Source organism: Ralstonia sp. TCR112, from assembly GCF_007997035.1.
In the GTDB taxonomy this organism is placed as follows: Bacteria; Pseudomonadota; Gammaproteobacteria; order Burkholderiales; family Burkholderiaceae; genus Ralstonia; species Ralstonia edaphi.
Genome location: NZ_VOSS01000018.1, coordinates 23,231 through 37,643, shown reverse-complemented (window position 1 = coordinate 37,643; position 14,413 = coordinate 23,231). Strand labels below are relative to the sequence as shown.

Annotated in this window: 17 protein-coding genes and 1 pseudogene; 10 read left to right on the top strand and 8 right to left on the bottom strand. The window is 64.0% G+C overall.

The genetic code is table 11. From position 1 onward, the window contains the following. Positions 1-46: 46 nt before the first annotated feature. Complete coding sequence (locus FUT88_RS06600; protein ID WP_045785300.1) at positions 47-298, bottom strand: hypothetical protein; 252 nt, start codon at positions 296-298, stop codon at positions 47-49. 118 nt (positions 299-416) lie between these two features. Here FUT88_RS06600 and FUT88_RS06595 point away from each other — a divergent pair, with 118 nt between their 5' ends. Then, positions 417-854 carry a hypothetical protein gene (locus FUT88_RS06595; protein ID WP_147214312.1) on the top strand — a complete coding sequence of 146 codons (438 nt, stop codon included), beginning with the start codon at positions 417-419 and terminating at the stop codon, positions 852-854. A gap of 23 nt (positions 855-877) precedes the next feature. Next, positions 878-1,636, top strand: coding sequence for a sulfite exporter TauE/SafE family protein (locus FUT88_RS06590; RefSeq protein WP_147214311.1), 759 nt, complete (start codon positions 878-880; stop codon positions 1,634-1,636). Here the strand turns inward: FUT88_RS06590 and FUT88_RS06585 are convergent. Together FUT88_RS06585 and FUT88_RS06580 are read right to left on the bottom strand one after the other, a co-directional pair. Then, on the bottom strand, positions 1,633-2,193 hold the full coding sequence (locus tag FUT88_RS06585; protein WP_261797056.1) for a TolC family protein: 561 nt from the start codon (positions 2,191-2,193) through the stop codon (positions 1,633-1,635). The genes FUT88_RS06590 and FUT88_RS06585 overlap by 4 nt on opposite strands. Further along, a complete protein-coding gene (locus FUT88_RS06580; RefSeq protein WP_147214310.1) occupies positions 2,147-2,506 on the bottom strand; it encodes a hypothetical protein in 360 nt (119 codons plus the stop codon). The genes FUT88_RS06585 and FUT88_RS06580 overlap by 47 nt, the downstream gene beginning before the upstream one ends. A 639-nt stretch (positions 2,507-3,145) precedes the next feature. Between FUT88_RS06580 and FUT88_RS06575 the strand changes: the two are divergent. Next, a pseudogene (locus FUT88_RS06575) lies at positions 3,146-3,289 on the top strand (sulfite exporter TauE/SafE family protein); the annotation flags it as partial. Here FUT88_RS06575 and FUT88_RS06570 read toward each other — a convergent pair. Beyond that, the gene (locus FUT88_RS06570; RefSeq protein ID WP_147214309.1) at positions 3,279-3,656 is read right to left on the bottom strand and encodes a cupin domain-containing protein; all 378 of its coding nucleotides are present in this window, start codon (positions 3,654-3,656) and stop codon (positions 3,279-3,281) included. The pseudogene FUT88_RS06575 and the gene FUT88_RS06570 overlap by 11 nt on opposite strands. 169 nt (positions 3,657-3,825) lie before the next feature. Here FUT88_RS06570 and FUT88_RS06565 point away from each other — a divergent pair, with 169 nt between their 5' ends. Continuing rightward, positions 3,826-4,377, top strand: a complete 552-nt coding sequence (locus FUT88_RS06565) for a phosphonate degradation HD-domain oxygenase (RefSeq protein WP_147214308.1) — start codon at positions 3,826-3,828, stop codon at positions 4,375-4,377. On the opposite strand, the gene FUT88_RS06560 is transcribed toward FUT88_RS06565, so the two are convergent. Further along, entirely contained in the window at positions 4,363-5,331 is a 969-nt protein-coding gene (locus FUT88_RS06560) for an SDR family oxidoreductase (protein WP_147214307.1), read from the bottom strand. The two genes, FUT88_RS06565 and FUT88_RS06560, sit on opposite strands and share 15 nt — an antisense overlap. Before the next feature lie 105 nt (positions 5,332-5,436). Here FUT88_RS06560 and FUT88_RS06555 point away from each other — a divergent pair, with 105 nt between their 5' ends. After that, a complete protein-coding gene (locus FUT88_RS06555; RefSeq protein ID WP_147214306.1) occupies positions 5,437-6,333 on the top strand; it encodes a LysR family transcriptional regulator in 897 nt (298 codons plus the stop codon). A gap of 12 nt (positions 6,334-6,345) precedes the next feature. Here FUT88_RS06555 and FUT88_RS06550 read toward each other — a convergent pair whose 3' ends face one another. Further along, a complete protein-coding gene (locus FUT88_RS06550; RefSeq protein ID WP_063392311.1) occupies positions 6,346-6,561 on the bottom strand; it encodes a DUF3820 family protein in 216 nt (71 codons plus the stop codon). 5 nt (positions 6,562-6,566) lie between these two features. Beyond that, positions 6,567-7,475, bottom strand: a complete 909-nt coding sequence (gene crgA, locus FUT88_RS06545) for a LysR family transcriptional regulator CrgA (protein WP_147214305.1) — start codon at positions 7,473-7,475, stop codon at positions 6,567-6,569. Positions 7,476-7,582: 107 nt separating this feature from the next. Here crgA and FUT88_RS06540 point away from each other — a divergent pair, with 107 nt between their 5' ends. After that, positions 7,583-8,188: a short chain dehydrogenase gene (locus FUT88_RS06540; protein WP_147214304.1), complete on the top strand. Its 606-nt coding sequence runs from the start codon at positions 7,583-7,585 to the stop codon at positions 8,186-8,188. 155 nt (positions 8,189-8,343) lie between these two features. Continuing rightward, the gene (locus tag FUT88_RS06535) at positions 8,344-9,492 is read left to right on the top strand and encodes an ABC transporter substrate-binding protein (RefSeq protein WP_147214303.1); all 1,149 of its coding nucleotides are present in this window, start codon (positions 8,344-8,346) and stop codon (positions 9,490-9,492) included. A gap of 78 nt (positions 9,493-9,570) precedes the next feature. On the opposite strand, the gene FUT88_RS06530 is transcribed toward FUT88_RS06535, so the two are convergent. Then, positions 9,571-10,584, bottom strand: a complete 1,014-nt coding sequence (locus FUT88_RS06530) for an aldo/keto reductase (RefSeq protein ID WP_147214302.1) — start codon at positions 10,582-10,584, stop codon at positions 9,571-9,573. An 86-nt stretch (positions 10,585-10,670) separates the two neighbouring features. Here FUT88_RS06530 and FUT88_RS06525 point away from each other — a divergent pair, with 86 nt between their 5' ends. The 3 genes from FUT88_RS06525 (at position 10,671) to rsmG (ending at position 14,401) form a co-directional block, all read left to right on the top strand. Further along, the gene (locus FUT88_RS06525) at positions 10,671-11,600 is read left to right on the top strand and encodes a LysR family transcriptional regulator (RefSeq protein ID WP_147214301.1); all 930 of its coding nucleotides are present in this window, start codon (positions 10,671-10,673) and stop codon (positions 11,598-11,600) included. 183 nt (positions 11,601-11,783) lie between these two features. Next, positions 11,784-13,733: a tRNA uridine-5-carboxymethylaminomethyl(34) synthesis enzyme MnmG gene (mnmG, locus tag FUT88_RS06520; protein WP_147214300.1), complete on the top strand. Its 1,950-nt coding sequence runs from the start codon at positions 11,784-11,786 to the stop codon at positions 13,731-13,733. Beyond that, positions 13,733-14,401 (top strand): 16S rRNA (guanine(527)-N(7))-methyltransferase RsmG, encoded by a 669-nt coding sequence (gene rsmG, locus FUT88_RS06515; protein ID WP_147214299.1) that lies wholly within the window; start codon positions 13,733-13,735, stop codon positions 14,399-14,401. Before mnmG ends, rsmG begins: the two co-directional genes overlap by 1 nt. Positions 14,402-14,413 lie beyond the last annotated feature (12 nt).

The following is a 14,413-nucleotide window of genomic DNA, read 5'->3' as shown; positions in this document are numbered from 1 at the left end:
TGCAAAATAAATGAAGGCCCTGCCAGGCGATCCCCGGCAGGGCCTTTTAGTTTGTGCGCTCGCCTTTTGCGAGGGCGCCGGCCAGCAGCGCACGGCCCCGTGCGCTGACCGTCACCAACTGCAGCCCCGGCGCGGAATCGGGCACGCAGTCCACCAGCCCGTCGATGCAGGCATCCTCCCAGATCGACAAACGCGGGCACGACGTCCGCCACGTTTCCAGCACTTCAGCGTAGGGCCGCGGGCGCTCGGCCAGCGACTGCAGCAATTGCAGGGTGAGGGCGTGTGTCGGATCGGCCATGGCGGGCTCCGTGGGGTGACGCATCCATTCTGGTTCGCGCTTATTCACAAGAGAAATGCATTCGGTGTCGACGCCTATGCGCGCGCTGCATGACAATGGCGCCTTCGCCTGAGCCCCCATGACGTTCTCCACTCGCCTTGCCACACCCGAAGACCGGCCGCGCCTGCTGGCCGCCGTCGCGTCGACCGCCTCGCCGCTGCACGTGGCGCATGCCGTCGATACGCTGCTCGCCCATCCGAGCGTGCATCCGTGCTTCCTCGTTGAAATGGGTGAAGAGCTGGCCGGGGCGGCGCCCATCACGCTCGTGCCGCATCTGGCGCTGGGCGGTTTGGTGGCGTGGTTGCCCGTCGGCGTGATGGTGCTTTCCGGTGACACGGCCACGCGCGATGCGGCCCTGGCGGCCGTCAATGAGTACGCCAGGGCACATGGCATACTCCACGTCCTGCTGCCGCCCGCGGCGCTTTCGGCGGAAGACGCCGCAGCGCTCGGCTTTGCGCCCGACGCATCGGGTTGCTGGCGGCGCAGCGCACGCCCCTCGCCCAAGTCGCTGGGCTAATCCTTCCTGTTTCATTTCTCCTGATGGAATTCGCTTTGCTCGCCGTGGCCGGCTTTCTGGCTGGCCTGATCGATGCCGTGGCCGGTGGCGGCGGCTTGGTGCAGATCCCCGCACTGTTCTCGGCGTATCCGAACATCGCGCCCGCCACGCTCATCGGCACCAACAAAGTCGCGTCGATGTCGGGCACGGCGACGGCGGCGGTGCGCTACGGCCGCACGGTGCGCATTTACTGGGGCGCGACGGCGCCGGCGGTGGTCACGGCGTTTGTGTTTTCGCTGCTCGGCGCGTGGGCGCTGACGCATATTCCGGCCGAGCCGCTGCGCCGTGCGCTGCCGTTCGTGCTGGCGGTGCTGCTCGTCTACACGGTGGCCAAGAAAAACCTGGGCGCCGATCACGCCCCCAGCCTCAAGGGCTGGCGCGAGCGCGCGGCGGCATTGCTGGCGGGCGCGGCCATCGGTTTCTACGACGGCGTGTTTGGCCCGGGCACCGGCAGCTTCCTGATGATTGTGTTCGTGCGCGTGTTCGGGTACGACTTCCTGCACGCGTCGGCGTCGACCAAGATCGTCAACCTGGCGACCAACGTGGCTGCGCTGTTGCTGCTGGCCGCCAAGGGGCACGTCTGGTGGCAGCTCGGCCTGGTGATGGCGGTTGCCAACGTCGCCGGCAATCAGGTCGGCAGCCACCTCGCGCTGCGGCACGGCAGCCGCTTCGTGCGCAAGGTGTTCATCGTGGTGGTGCTGGCGTTGATTTTGAAGACCGCTTACGACGCATTTTTGCGTTAAGTCGCAGTCCAGACCTGATCTGGGGACACTTCAATTGTCTTGCGGCGATCTAGCATGATCACCCTGTCGGCTCGACGGATTGTCTCCAGGCGGTGCGCGTCGAAATATGCATTGGAAACTTGGGTGATCAATTCTTGTTGTGCTTTGGAAAACTCGGCTTCTGCTTGGGCCGCGAGTGCGTTGCCGCGTTTGAAATCCGCGATTCTCGAAAGATCAAAAAAGGGTTGTGTGATGCTCGCGGAGTAGCCATGCCGCCGCACAGTGCTAGCGTAGGTGGCATCTGGCCGGTCTTGCTTCGCGTAGTTGCCGTCGATTTGCCGCGCGGGAGAAGGCCGGCAACGCCCTGACACCGCTTCTCGCGGCCAGCTAACTGCGTTCCGGGCCGCTGCAATGCCAACGTCAAAATCCCGGGCTGCGTTGACTGCATCGAGAAGACTCGTTGCTTGCGCTGTGCTCGCGAGTGCTAGGCAAAAGATGGTAAGAGGTGGTACCAAGCCATTGCCGGATTGGCTAGTCTGATGGCTGTGGGCAGCGTGATTTTTTATTCGACTGGGCATGGATAGCTGGCTTGAGAATGAGGGAATAGAAAATTGACGTCAGAAGAAAGACGGAGAGGGTCGAGAAAAGAATGGCCAATCCATAGAAAATGAAATGCATTTTCCCAAAAGTTAGATTCAATTTGGTGAATATGGCGATAAAGAAGATTGGAGGAGTGAAAAAGGATGCGGCAAAGCTATATCCGCCATATTTTCTGATGCGAGGGATGGAAGATTGTCTTGCAATTTCCACCATGGACTCGATGTTGCTTCGCGAAAGACCTTTCAGCTCGGGAATGAGCCATTTGAGCACAAAGAAGAAGTGGATAGTCATGGCGGTTGCCGTAGGGTTCCAACATCCGAATAGCTTTCGACGTACTCATGCTTGGACCGGATGCCGTCGCAAGAAAGCTTGAAATCTTTCGAAGCAACGTCGCTTCTTTCAAAAATCTCGTCCAGAATATATAAGCTGGCGGCCAGACTTCCAAAGAGATCGCCACTACCACCCTTACATAGCGGGACAGGGTCAAGACTTGCTCTTAAGTATTCGCTGCATCTGCTCCATTCGTTGTTCCTAAAGGTGAATTGACTCGCCGAGAATCATCGCGTCCTAGTGCCTATCGCGAACTTGCTTCATGGTCCCTTTATCTCTGTTGCGGCGAAACAGATGGCTATGCCACGTATATAGAGAATAACGGGACTTATCTCCCGCTTTTGCTTTGGCAGGGTTTCTTGAAATTGGAACAATAATGGGGTTGAAGAATTAATGTCAAATCGGTTGACGATAATTTACCCTCGTAGGCATTTTCTTATTTGATTCCGCGCGCTCGCCATCATTGCCGGGGGACAGCACTATAACGAGCAGCATCCCCATAGCGCGCTGAAATATCCCTCGCCACGCAAGTTCAGGCGCAGGACGGAATCATCAACTCAAGTATGAGGCGGTGTCCGGAGATACGGGGGCGAATCCAGTGTGATGGCAGTCGCCAACGTCGCCGGCAATCAGGTCGGCAGCCACCTCGCGCTGCGGCACGGCAGCCGCTTCGTGCGCAAGGTGTTCATCGTGGTGGTGCTGGCGTTGATTTTGAAGACGACTTACGACGCCTTCATCCGTTGAGTTGCTTCTCGAGCGCCACGCTGCGCTCGGTAACGACATCGCCCGTGTGCTGCGTGGTCACGGTTTCGATCAGCATGATTCCGCATTCTTCGTCGGCCACCGGAAAGTGACGCACGCCGCGCGGCACGACGCAGAATTCGCCAGGGCCGAGATGCACATCGGCGCGATCTTCGAAGGCGATTTTCAGCCGGCCGTAGACCACGAAGAACAGCTCGTCTTCATTCGGGTGGTCGTGCCAGACGAACTCGCCTTTGAGCTTGGCGACCTTGATGTATTGGTCGTTGACCTGGCCGACGACGCGCGGCGACCAATAGTCCGCGACCTGTTCCAGCGCCTGCGTGACCTGTACGGCGTGTCCTGCGAGCATGATGCGCTCCGATGTGTGGGAAGGCACTGAAGATAAGGCCGCGCGCCGTGCATTCCCAACCAAACTTTCTAATCGCGCCGATCACGCGGGCTAATGCGCGGTGCGTTGTCACCGTGTTGCCTCGCGGGCGCGCTACGCTGCAGGGTTCTGCATTTGCCCGCGCAGCATCATGGCCCTGAGTCTCGACGACATCCGCACACTGTTCGACCGCCACGGCAACATTGCCTACAGCGGCGAGCCCGTCACGCAACTCGAACATGCCCTGCAGACGGCGGCGTTGGCGGAGGCGGCCGGCGCGTCGGATGCGCTGATCACGGCGGCGCTGCTGCACGACCTCGGTCATTTGCTGAACCTGCAGGGCGAGACGCCGACCGCCCACGGCATTGACGATCAGCACCAGTACTTTGCGCTGCCGTTTCTGCGTGCGACGTTTCCCGATGCCGTGCTCGAGCCGATCCGCCTGCATGTGGATGCCAAGCGCTGCCTGTGCGCGATGGATGCGCATTACTACGCGCGCCTGTCAGCCGATTCCGTACGGAGCCTGGCATTGCAGGGTGGTGTGTTTTCGGCGCAGGAAGCCGAGGCCTTCATGCAGCGTCCGTACGCTGCCGATGCGCTGCAGTTGCGCCGGTGGGACGACCTCGCCAAGGTGGCCGGGCAGCGCACGCCTGATCTTGCGCACTTCCTGGCGACGGCGGCCCGGGTTTCAGCGGCAGCCTAGACTGCGCAGCGTCGCGCCCACGGCTTCGTCCCACGGCGTGTGCGGTTCGGCGCCGAGTGCCTGCACGAGCTTGGCGTTGTCCATGCGCACCGGGTGCTGCCACAGGTATCGCATCTCGCGCATCTCGCGCAGCATCTCCGAGAACGGCGCCAGCGCCGGCATCAGCCACCACGGGAATGCGCGCGTTTTGACGGGGCGGCCCACCGCGCGGCCAATCGCAGCGGGCATCTGCGTGCCGTCGGCATCCCAGTGACCGCGCATGTGATAGACGGCAAAGTCCGGCAGGCGGTCGCCTTGCTCGACAAGACGCAGCATCGTTTCGGCCACGTCCGGCAGGTACGCCCATTGATGGCCGATGCCCGCGGCGCCGGGCTGCGTGACGGTGCGGACGGGCTTGCCCGGCTTGACCAGCGCGCCGGCAAACCACGTGTTGCCGGTTTGCGGCCCGAAGAAATCGCCGGCACGCACGATCAGGCTGCGCACGCCGTCGGCGCTGGCGGCCTGCATGCGGCGCTCCAGCTCTGCGCGGATTTTGCCCTTGCGCGTGAGCGGTGCCTGCGCACTCGTTTCGCGCAGCACGGGAAACGTGTCCGGCGCGAAGTTGTACACCGTGCCCGGCAGCACGATGCGCGCGCCTGAAGCACGGGCGGCGGCGATGGTGTTGTCGATCATCGGCAGCACCAGCCCGGCCCAGTTCTGGTAGCCCGGCGGGTTGACGGCGTGGACGATCAGTTCCGCGCCTTGCGCCGCGCCGACCACGTCTTCGCGCACCATCGCGTCGCCGCGAATCCATTCGAACGCGGCGTTGCGGTTCGTCAGCGCATCCGGATTGCGGTGCAGCGCCCGCACATGCCAGCCGCGTGCCACCAGCCGACGTGCCACTTCACCGCCGATGCCGCCGGTGGCGCCCAGTACCAATGCGATGCGTTTTGCCTGTTGGTTTGCCTGTTCCATGACCGTGCTCCTGAGGTGTGTGAGAGCGTTGCGATGGACGCATTCTGGGCGCGACTGTGCTTCAATGGAATTGTTGATGATGAGCGTGCGGCTATACGAATTTGTATGAGCGGAACTGAGCCCGGCTGGGAGCTGTATCGGACGTTTCTTGCTGTTGTGCGAGAAGGGTCGCTGTCGGGCGCCGCCCGCGCACTGGGGCTGACGCAGCCCACGGCGGGACGGCATGTCGATGCGCTCGAACGGGCGCTGGGCATGTCGCTCTTCATCCGAACGCAGCAGGGACTGAGCCCCACAGAAGCTGCGCTATCGCTGCGGCCATTTGCGGAATCGCTCGAAGCCACGAGCGCCGCCTTGCTGCGCGCCGCGTCCAGCCAGGGCGAGGGCGTGCGCGGCACCGTGCGCATCACCGCCAGCGAGGTGGTGGCGGTGGAGGTGCTGCCGCCCATCCTCGCAGATCTGCATGCGGCCTATCCGGAGCTGACGCTCGAACTGGTGCCATCAAATCGGATGGAAGACCTGCTGCGCCGCGAGGCGGACATCGCCGTGCGCATGCAGCCACCGAGCCAGGGCGTGCTCGTCGCGCGGCACATCGGCAGCATTGAACTGGGGCTGTTTGCGCACCGGCGCTATCTGGCACAGCGGGGCACGCCAACCACGGTGGAAGAACTCGCTGGCCACACGTTGATCGGCTACGACAAAGAGAACGCGTTCCTGCGTAGCGTGCGGGCGCAGTTCCCGTGGATTCAACGCAACCGCTTCGCACTGCGCACCGACAGTGATCTGGCGGCGATTGCCGCACTGCGGGCGGGCTTCGGCATCGGCTTTTGCCAGATTGGCCTGGTGCGGCGCAACGCAGATCTGGTTCGACTCTTTGGCGATCAGATTTCCCTCTCGCTCGACACCTGGCTCGCCATGCACGAAGACCTGCGTGACAGCCCGCGCTGCCGCGTCGTGTTTGATGCGTTGGCGACGGGGCTGCTGCGGTACATCAACGGCGACTGATCGATCGCGTTGTCAGCGGCCCCGGCGCAATGGGTCGAGCAGACCCTTCAGGCCGTTGTGATCCAGCTCCTGCATCAGCGCCAGCAAGCGGCCGATCTGCCCCGGCGGAAAGCCCTCGCGCGCAAACCAATTGAGGTAATGGCCCGGCAGGTCGGCAATCAGGCGGCCCTTGTACTTGCCGAAGGGCATTTGCGTGGTGACGAGGCGTTGGAGGTCTTCGGGGTTCATGGGCGCTATTGTGCCGCCGATGCGGGGGCGAACGTGGGCACCTGCTCCAGCAAATGCTCCACAAAACCGGAAAGCTTCGGCAGCGGCCGCCGATCCTGCCGATACACGACATGAATCGGTCGCGGCTCGGGCGCATACGCTTGCAGTACGCGCACGAGTCGGCCGCTGGCGAGGTCTTCGGCGACGAGCACTTCGGGCTGCAGCAGCAGGCCGGCACCGGCAACCGCTGCCGCGCGCAAGCCATGGCCGTCGTTGCATGTGAAGGCCGGGTCGTCGCGCCAGGGCGTCGCACCGCTCCAGCCGGCAAGCTGCCACGCATTGCGGTTGTTCCACACCATGTGCGACAGGCAGCGATGCTGCGGCAGGTCGGCCGGCGTTTCCGGTCGGCCGTACCGCGCCAGGTACTCCGGCGACGCACAAATGACCATGCGATACACGCACAGCGGCTTGGCCACCAGATCGGCATCGCCCAGCGGGCCGATGCGGATGGCGAGATCGAACCCTTCGTCGACGAGATCGACCATGCTGTTGCTGAGGTTCAACTCCACGCGCACCTGCGGATGTGCCTGCTGGAACGTCGCGGCCAGTGGCGCAATCACGCACGCGCCGAACGTGGTCGGCGCGCTCACGCGCAGCGTGCCCGAAGGCGACGCGCGCAACCGTTCGACGGAGGTTTCCGCCCAGCGCACGTGTTCCAGCACACGCTTGGCATCTTCGTAGAACACGCGGCCGGCGTCGGTCAGGCTTTGGCGGCGCGTGCTGCGCTGGAGCAGGCGTGCGCCCAGTTGCGTCTCCAGCGCGCTGACATATTTGCCGACCATCACCGCGGACATCTCGAGCCGCGCCGCCGCCTCGGTGAAGTTGCCGCCTTCGACCACGGCAACGAAGGTCTCCATGCTGCGCAGCTTGTCCATATTCCGAACCATTGATTTGGAATGCCCGAAGGTATCACGGCTTTATCGCATGAGGGGTTCGGCCAAGAATAGGCGCCATTCCAACCGGATTTGCGAAGGAGCAGAGCATGAAAATCGTCGTGATTGGCGCCAGCGGCACACTGGGCCGCGCCGTGGTGGCAGAACTGGAGCAGGGCGGTACGCACGAAATCATCCGCGTCGGCCGCACGCAGGGCGAGCATCAAGTCGACATCACCAACGCAGACAGCGTGGCGGCGCTGTTCGACAAGCTTGGCCGCGTCGACGCCATCGTCTCCACCGCGGGCAATCTGTTCTTCGGGCCGCTGACCAAGATGACGGCCGCGGATTTCAACGTTGGCCTGCAGGACAAGCTGCTCGGCCAGGTGCGCCTGGCGCTGGTCGGTCAGCATTATCTGAACGACGGCGGCTCCATCACGCTCACGACCGGCATCGTCGGCCAGGAGCCGATCGCGCAGGGCGCCAACGCAACCGCCGTGAACGCTGGTGTGGAAGGTTTTGTGCGCGCCGCTGCGTGCGAGTTGCCGCGCGGCATCCGCATCAACGCGGTGAGCCCGACGGTGCTGACCGAATCGATGGAAGCATATGGCCCGTTCTTCCCGGGTTTCGAGCCGGTCTCGGCAGCGCGCGCGGCGTTGGCGTATCGGCGCAGCGTGGAAGGCGTGCAGAGCGGCCGGGTGTATCGCGTGGGCTGAATCCGCCCAGGTCGTGAACACGTTAAGGTTCGGGGTATCTCCCCCTTGCCCGCGTGGCGTGACTCCTTCTAGACTCGTTCATCCCCGACCCATCGGTCGGTCAATCGCAGATTCAGGGCGGGCGCAGACCCGCTCGACCTATCTCAGGAGACGGCATGAAGGTATCGCGCGCATCCCGCATTGCACTCGCCGCGACGGCGCTGTTGGCCGGTACGGCATTCGCCCAGGTGAAGGTCGGCATCACGGTGTCGGCCACCGGGCCGGCGGCGTCGCTGGGGATTCCCGAGAAGAACACCGTGGCGCTGCTGCCCAAGGAAATCGCCGGCAAGAAGGTCGAGTACATCGTGCTCGACGATGCGTCTGACACGACCACCGCCGTCAAGAACACGCGCAAGCTCATCACCGAAGACAAGGTCGACCTGGTGATCGGTTCGACCGTCACGCCCAACTCCCTCGCGATGGTCGACGTGGTGGCCGAGAACGAAACGCCGATGATCACGCTGGCCGCCTCCGCGCGGATCGTCGAGCCGATGGACGCCAAGCGCACGTGGGTCTTCAAGACGCCGCAGAACGATTCGCACATGGCGACGGCCATTGCCGAGCACATGGCAAACCATGGCGTGAAGACCGTCGCGCTGATCGGCTTTGCCGATGCCTATGGCGATTCGTGGGCGCAGGAGTTCGACAAGGTGGCGGGGCTGCGCAAGCTGAAGGTTGTCGCCAGCGAGCGGTTTGCGCGCACCGATACGTCGGTGACGGGCCAGGTGCTGAAGATCATGGCGGCCAATCCGGATGCAGTGTTGATCGCAGGCTCAGGTACGCCGGCCGCGCTGCCCGAACGCGCGCTCAAAGAGCGGGGCTACAAGGGCAAGCTGTATCAGACGCACGGGGTGGCGAACGCCGACTTCCTGCGTGTGTGCGGCAAGGACTGCGAAGGCACCTACCTGCCGGCGGGCCCCATCCTCGTGGCCGAGCAGCTGCCGGACAGCAACCCGGTGAAGAAGCCGGCGCTGGCGTACAAGACGGCATATGAGAAGACGTACGGCGGACAAGTCTCCACCTTCGGCGGCCACATGTGGGATGCCGGTTTGTTGCTCACCAATGCGATGCCGGAAGCGCTGAAAAAGGGCCAACCCGGCACGCCGGCGTTCCGCAAGGGATTGCGCGACGCGATGGAGACGACGACCAATCTGGCGATCTCGCACGGCGTGATGAATATGAACGCGAAGGACCACCTTGGTCTCGACCAGCGCTCGCGCGTCATGGTCGAGATCAAGGACGGCAAGTGGAAGTTGCAGAACTGACGATGTAGCCAACGTCATCGGCCCACGCAAAACGCACGGTTCGCGCCGTGCGTTTTGCTTTGTTTAGCGGAGCAAGTTTCAAGCGTTGACGAGGCTTTGCGGCACCGGCGACGCCGTGGTTTCCGGCAGCGCGGCGTCGATTTCCGCGAGATCCGCATCCGTCAGTTTCAGGCTGGCCGCGCCGAGCAGGCCGTCGAGCTGATCCGGCCGTCGCACGCCGACGATGGCGCCCGTCACCACCGGGTTGCGCAGCGTCCACGCGATGGCGACTTCGGCGGCCGTGCGCCCATGCCGGGCGCCGACGCCACGCAGCACCTCCACCAGCGCCAGGTTGCGCGTCAGATTCGGCTCCTGAAATTCGGGGCTGCGCTGCGCGCGCCAGTCATTGGCCGGCAGCGCGGCGATGCGCTCGCGCGTCATGCGCCCCGACAGCAGTCCCGATTGCAGCGGCGAATAGACGATGTTGCCAATGCCATGTGCCGCCGTGTACGGCAGGATGGATTCCTCGATGCCGCGCATCAGCAGCGAGTAGGGCGGTTGCAGCGAGGCGATCGGCGCGACCGAGCGGGCGCGTTCCATTTGCGCCGCATCGAAATTTGACACGCCGATATGGCGGATCTTGCCGGCGCGGCGTGCCTCCGCCAGCGCACCAATGGCGGCTTCGACCGATTGCTCCGGCGCCCCGGGCGGGAAGGCCGGCCAGTGAATCTGGTACAGGTCGATCGCCTCGACGTTCAGGCGGCGCAGGCTCTCGTCGATTTCACGTGAAAGCGATGCCGGGTCGAGCGAATGCGAAATCCGCCCCTGCGCATCCCACACCAGCGAGCCTTTGGTGAACACATAAGGGCGCCGTTCTGCGGGCAACGTGCGCAGCGCGCGGCCGACCACCGTTTCCGCGTGGCCCAGCCCATAGGCGGCAGCCGTGTCGATCCAGTTGATGCCGGCGTCCGCAGCGGCGGCGATGGCGGCAATGGAATCGCGATCGTCCTGCGCGCCCCAGCCATATTCCCAGTTGCCGCCGCCCGTGGCCCACGTGCCGAAGCCGAGTGGAGAGATGTGCAGGTCGGATTGACCGAGTTGTCGTGTCTGCATGGCGATGTCCTTGTCAGGTCAGGGAGAGGAGTCGCCAGTCTAGGCAGCGCGGTCGCGCCGATTAAGTGGATAGAATCGGATGCACTATGAAGACAGAATTCACAATCGATCCGGACCTGCTGCCCGCGCTGGATGCGCTGCGCCGCGTGGCTGAGGCGGGGAGCTTCACGCAGGCGGCCGCAGCGCTGGATGTTTCTACGTCTGCGCTGTCGCAGACCATCCGGCGGTTGGAGTCCGCGCTCGGCGCGCAATTGTTGGCGCGGACCACGCGGCAGGTCAGTGCCACGGAAGCGGGCGAAGCCTTGCTCGCGGTCGTGCGGCCGAGCCTCGATGCGCTGTACGGCGCGATGGCCGAAGTGGGGGAGCGCGCCACAGAGCCGCGCGGCGCCTTGCGCGTGACGGCCTCCCGCGTCGCGTATCAGGCGGTGCTGCGGCCGGTGCTGGGCGATTTCCTCGCGCGCTATCCGCGCATCGAACTGGAGGTCTCGGTGGACGACGGCCTGTCCGCCATCGTCGCCGACCGCTTTGATGTCGGCATCCGCTTCGGCGAGCGTGTCGAGCGCGACATGGTCGGCGTGCCGATTGGGCCACCGCGCCGCATCGCCGTGGTGGGCAGTGCGGCGTATCTGCAAGCGCATGGCACGCCCGAATCGCCGGACGCACTGCGCGGCCATCGCTGCATCCGATACCGCTTTCCCAGCAGCGGCGCCTTGTACGACTGGGAGTTTGCCGCGCCAGGCGGTGGCGCCAACCAGTCAGCGGAGGTGGCCGGCGGCTTCATTGCCAATGACGTGCTGGCGATGGTCGAGGCGGCGAAGCAGGGCGTGGGCTTGGCGCACGTGCTGGAAGACCTCGTCGCCGACGATGTGGCGGCTGGCCGCTTGGTTCGGGTACTCGAAGATTGGTGCCCGCCGATGTATCGCTTCCATCTCTATTTCCCGCGCATGCCGCAAATGCCGGGCAAGCTGCGCGTGTTCATCGATTTTGTGCAGGCACGCTCAGCCAAAGGTGAGTGACCGTTGGCGGAATGTGTTTCACGTGAAACAAAAACATCGCGACCAAGCGGTGCATGTTTCACGTGAAACACGAAAACCAAGCGAATTTCGCCTCGATTGCCGCATGGCCGAACTGCGGTGTAGCCGCGCGACTTATAATTCCGCTTCTCCAAATTTTTGATGCCTCCATGCGAGGAGGAAGCCATGCTGTATCCAATTGAATTCGATGTGATCGTGGTGGGCGGCGGACACGCCGGCACCGAGGCCGCGCTGGCGGCAGCGCGCATGGGGTGTCAGACCCTGCTGGTGACGCACAACATCGAGACGCTGGGGCAGATGAGCTGCAATCCGTCCATCGGGGGCATCGGCAAAGGCCATCTGGTCAAGGAAGTGGACGCCTTGGGCGGGGCCATGGCCATCGCGACGGACGAGGGCGGCATCCAGTTCCGTATCCTCAATTCCAGCAAGGGCCCGGCGGTGCGGGCGACGCGCGCCCAGGCAGATCGGGTGCTGTACAAGGCGGCGATCCGTCATCGCCTCGAAAACCAGCCGAACCTGATGTTGTTCCAGCAGGCCGTGGAAGACCTGCTTGTTGAGGGCGACCGCGTTGTCGGGGCGGTGACGCAGGTCGGCGTGCGGTTCCGCGCACGCGCTGTCGTGCTGACGGCCGGGACGTTCCTGGATGGCAAGATCCACGTTGGGCTGAATAACTACACGGGCGGGCGGGCGGGCGACCCCGCAGCGGTATCGCTGTCGGCGCGTTTGAAGGAATTGAAGCTGCCGCAAGGACGCCTCAAGACCGGTACGCCGCCGCGCATCGACGGTCGTTCCATCGATTTTTCGGTGCTCGAAGAGCAACCGGGCGATCTTGATCCGGTGCCGGTGTTCTCGTTCATGGGCCGCGCGGACATGCATCCGCGCCAAGTGCCATGCTGGGTGACCCACACTAACGAGCGCACGCACGACATTATTCGCGCCGGGCTGGACCGCTCCCCGATGTACACGGGCGTGATCGAAGGGGTGGGGCCGCGCTACTGCCCCAGCATCGAAGACAAGATCCACCGCTTTGCCAGCAAGGACAGCCACCAGATCTTCCTGGAGCCGGAAGGCCTGACGACGAACGAGTTTTACCCGAACGGCGTATCGACGAGCCTGCCGTTTGATGTGCAGCTGGACCTGATCCACTCGATGCGCGGGCTGGAAAACGCCCATATCCTGCGCCCCGGTTACGCCATCGAATACGACTATTTCGATCCGCGTGGGCTCAAGGGTTCGCTGGAATCCAAGGCGATTTCCGGCTTGTTTTTCGCTGGCCAAATCAACGGGACGACCGGTTACGAAGAGGCCGCCGCGCAAGGCCTGCTGGCGGGCATCAACGCCGGCCTGCAAGTGCAGGGCAAGGACGCCTGGACGCCGCGCCGCGACCAAGCCTATCTGGGCGTGCTCGTCGACGATCTCATCACCCGAGGCGTGACCGAGCCGTATCGCATGTTCACCAGCCGCGCTGAATTCCGCCTCAGCCTGCGTGAAGACAATGCCGACATGCGCCTGACCGAAGTGGGCCGCGCACTGGGCGTCGTCGACGATGCGCGCTGGGATGCATTCAACCGGAAGCGCGACGCTGTTTCACGTGAAACAGAACGGCTCAAGTCGACCTGGGTGAATCCGGCCTCGCTTCCGCTGGAAGACGCCGAGCCGGTGCTGGGCAAGGGCATTGAGCGCGAGTACGCCCTGGCCGACTTGCTGCGCCGCCCGAACGTGACGTACGAAACGCTCATGGGCATGCAGGGCGGCAAGTACGCGCTCGAAGCGCCGTTGGCTGAAGACCCGTTGCTGGCCGAGCAGATCCGCGAGCAGGTTGAGATCGGCATCAAGTACCACGGATACATCGCCCGGCAAGCCGATGAAGTCGAGCGCCTCGGCGCCAACGAAAACACGCGTCTGCCGGCCGATTTCGATTATTCGCAGGTGCGCGGCCTGTCGATCGAAGTCCAGCAGAAGCTCGCCAAGCACAAGCCGGAAACCATCGGCCAGGCTTCGCGTATCTCCGGCATCACGCCTGCCGCTGTGTCACTGCTGCTCGTGCACCTGAAGAAGGGCGTGCTGCGAGGCCAAGTCGGCCCGCGCGCCAGTGCAGAAGGCGAGGCCGCTTGATGGCGAATGCACTGACAGACGCCCGGGCAGAGCTGGAAGCGGGCGCCCGCGCGCTCGGCTTGTCGCTGGACGAAGCGCAAATCGATCGTCTGCTGGCGTACCAAGGGCTGCTGGCCAAATGGAACCGCGTCTATAACCTGACCGCCATTCGTGATGCCGGCGACATGCTGACGCATCACCTGCTGGATTCGCTGTCGGCCGTATCGCGCATCGCCGAGCTGGCCCGCTGTGCACAACGCGACGCACCGCGCGTTCTGGACGTCGGTTCGGGCGGCGGCCTGCCGGGCATTCCGCTCGCGATCGCCTTTCCGGATGTCAGCGTCACGATGGTCGACATCGTGCAGAAGAAGACGGCCTTCCTGACGCAGTGCCGCGCCGAGCTTGGCCTGACCAACGCTCAGTCGCATTGGGGCCACGTGGAAAAGCTGACCGATGCCACAGGCTATGGCGTCATCACCTCGCGCGCCTTTGCCGAACTGGTCGATTTCGTAAATCTGGCCGGGCATCTGCTGGTCCCAGGCGGTCGCATGGTCGCCATGAAGGGCGTGCGCCCGGATGCGGAAATCGAGCGTCTGCCCGCGGGCTGGACCGTCGAAGCCATCGAGCGCCTGACCGTGCCGGGGTTGCCGGCCGAGCGTCACCTGGTCATCCTCGCGCCGTCGGCGTGAGCGAACGTTGTA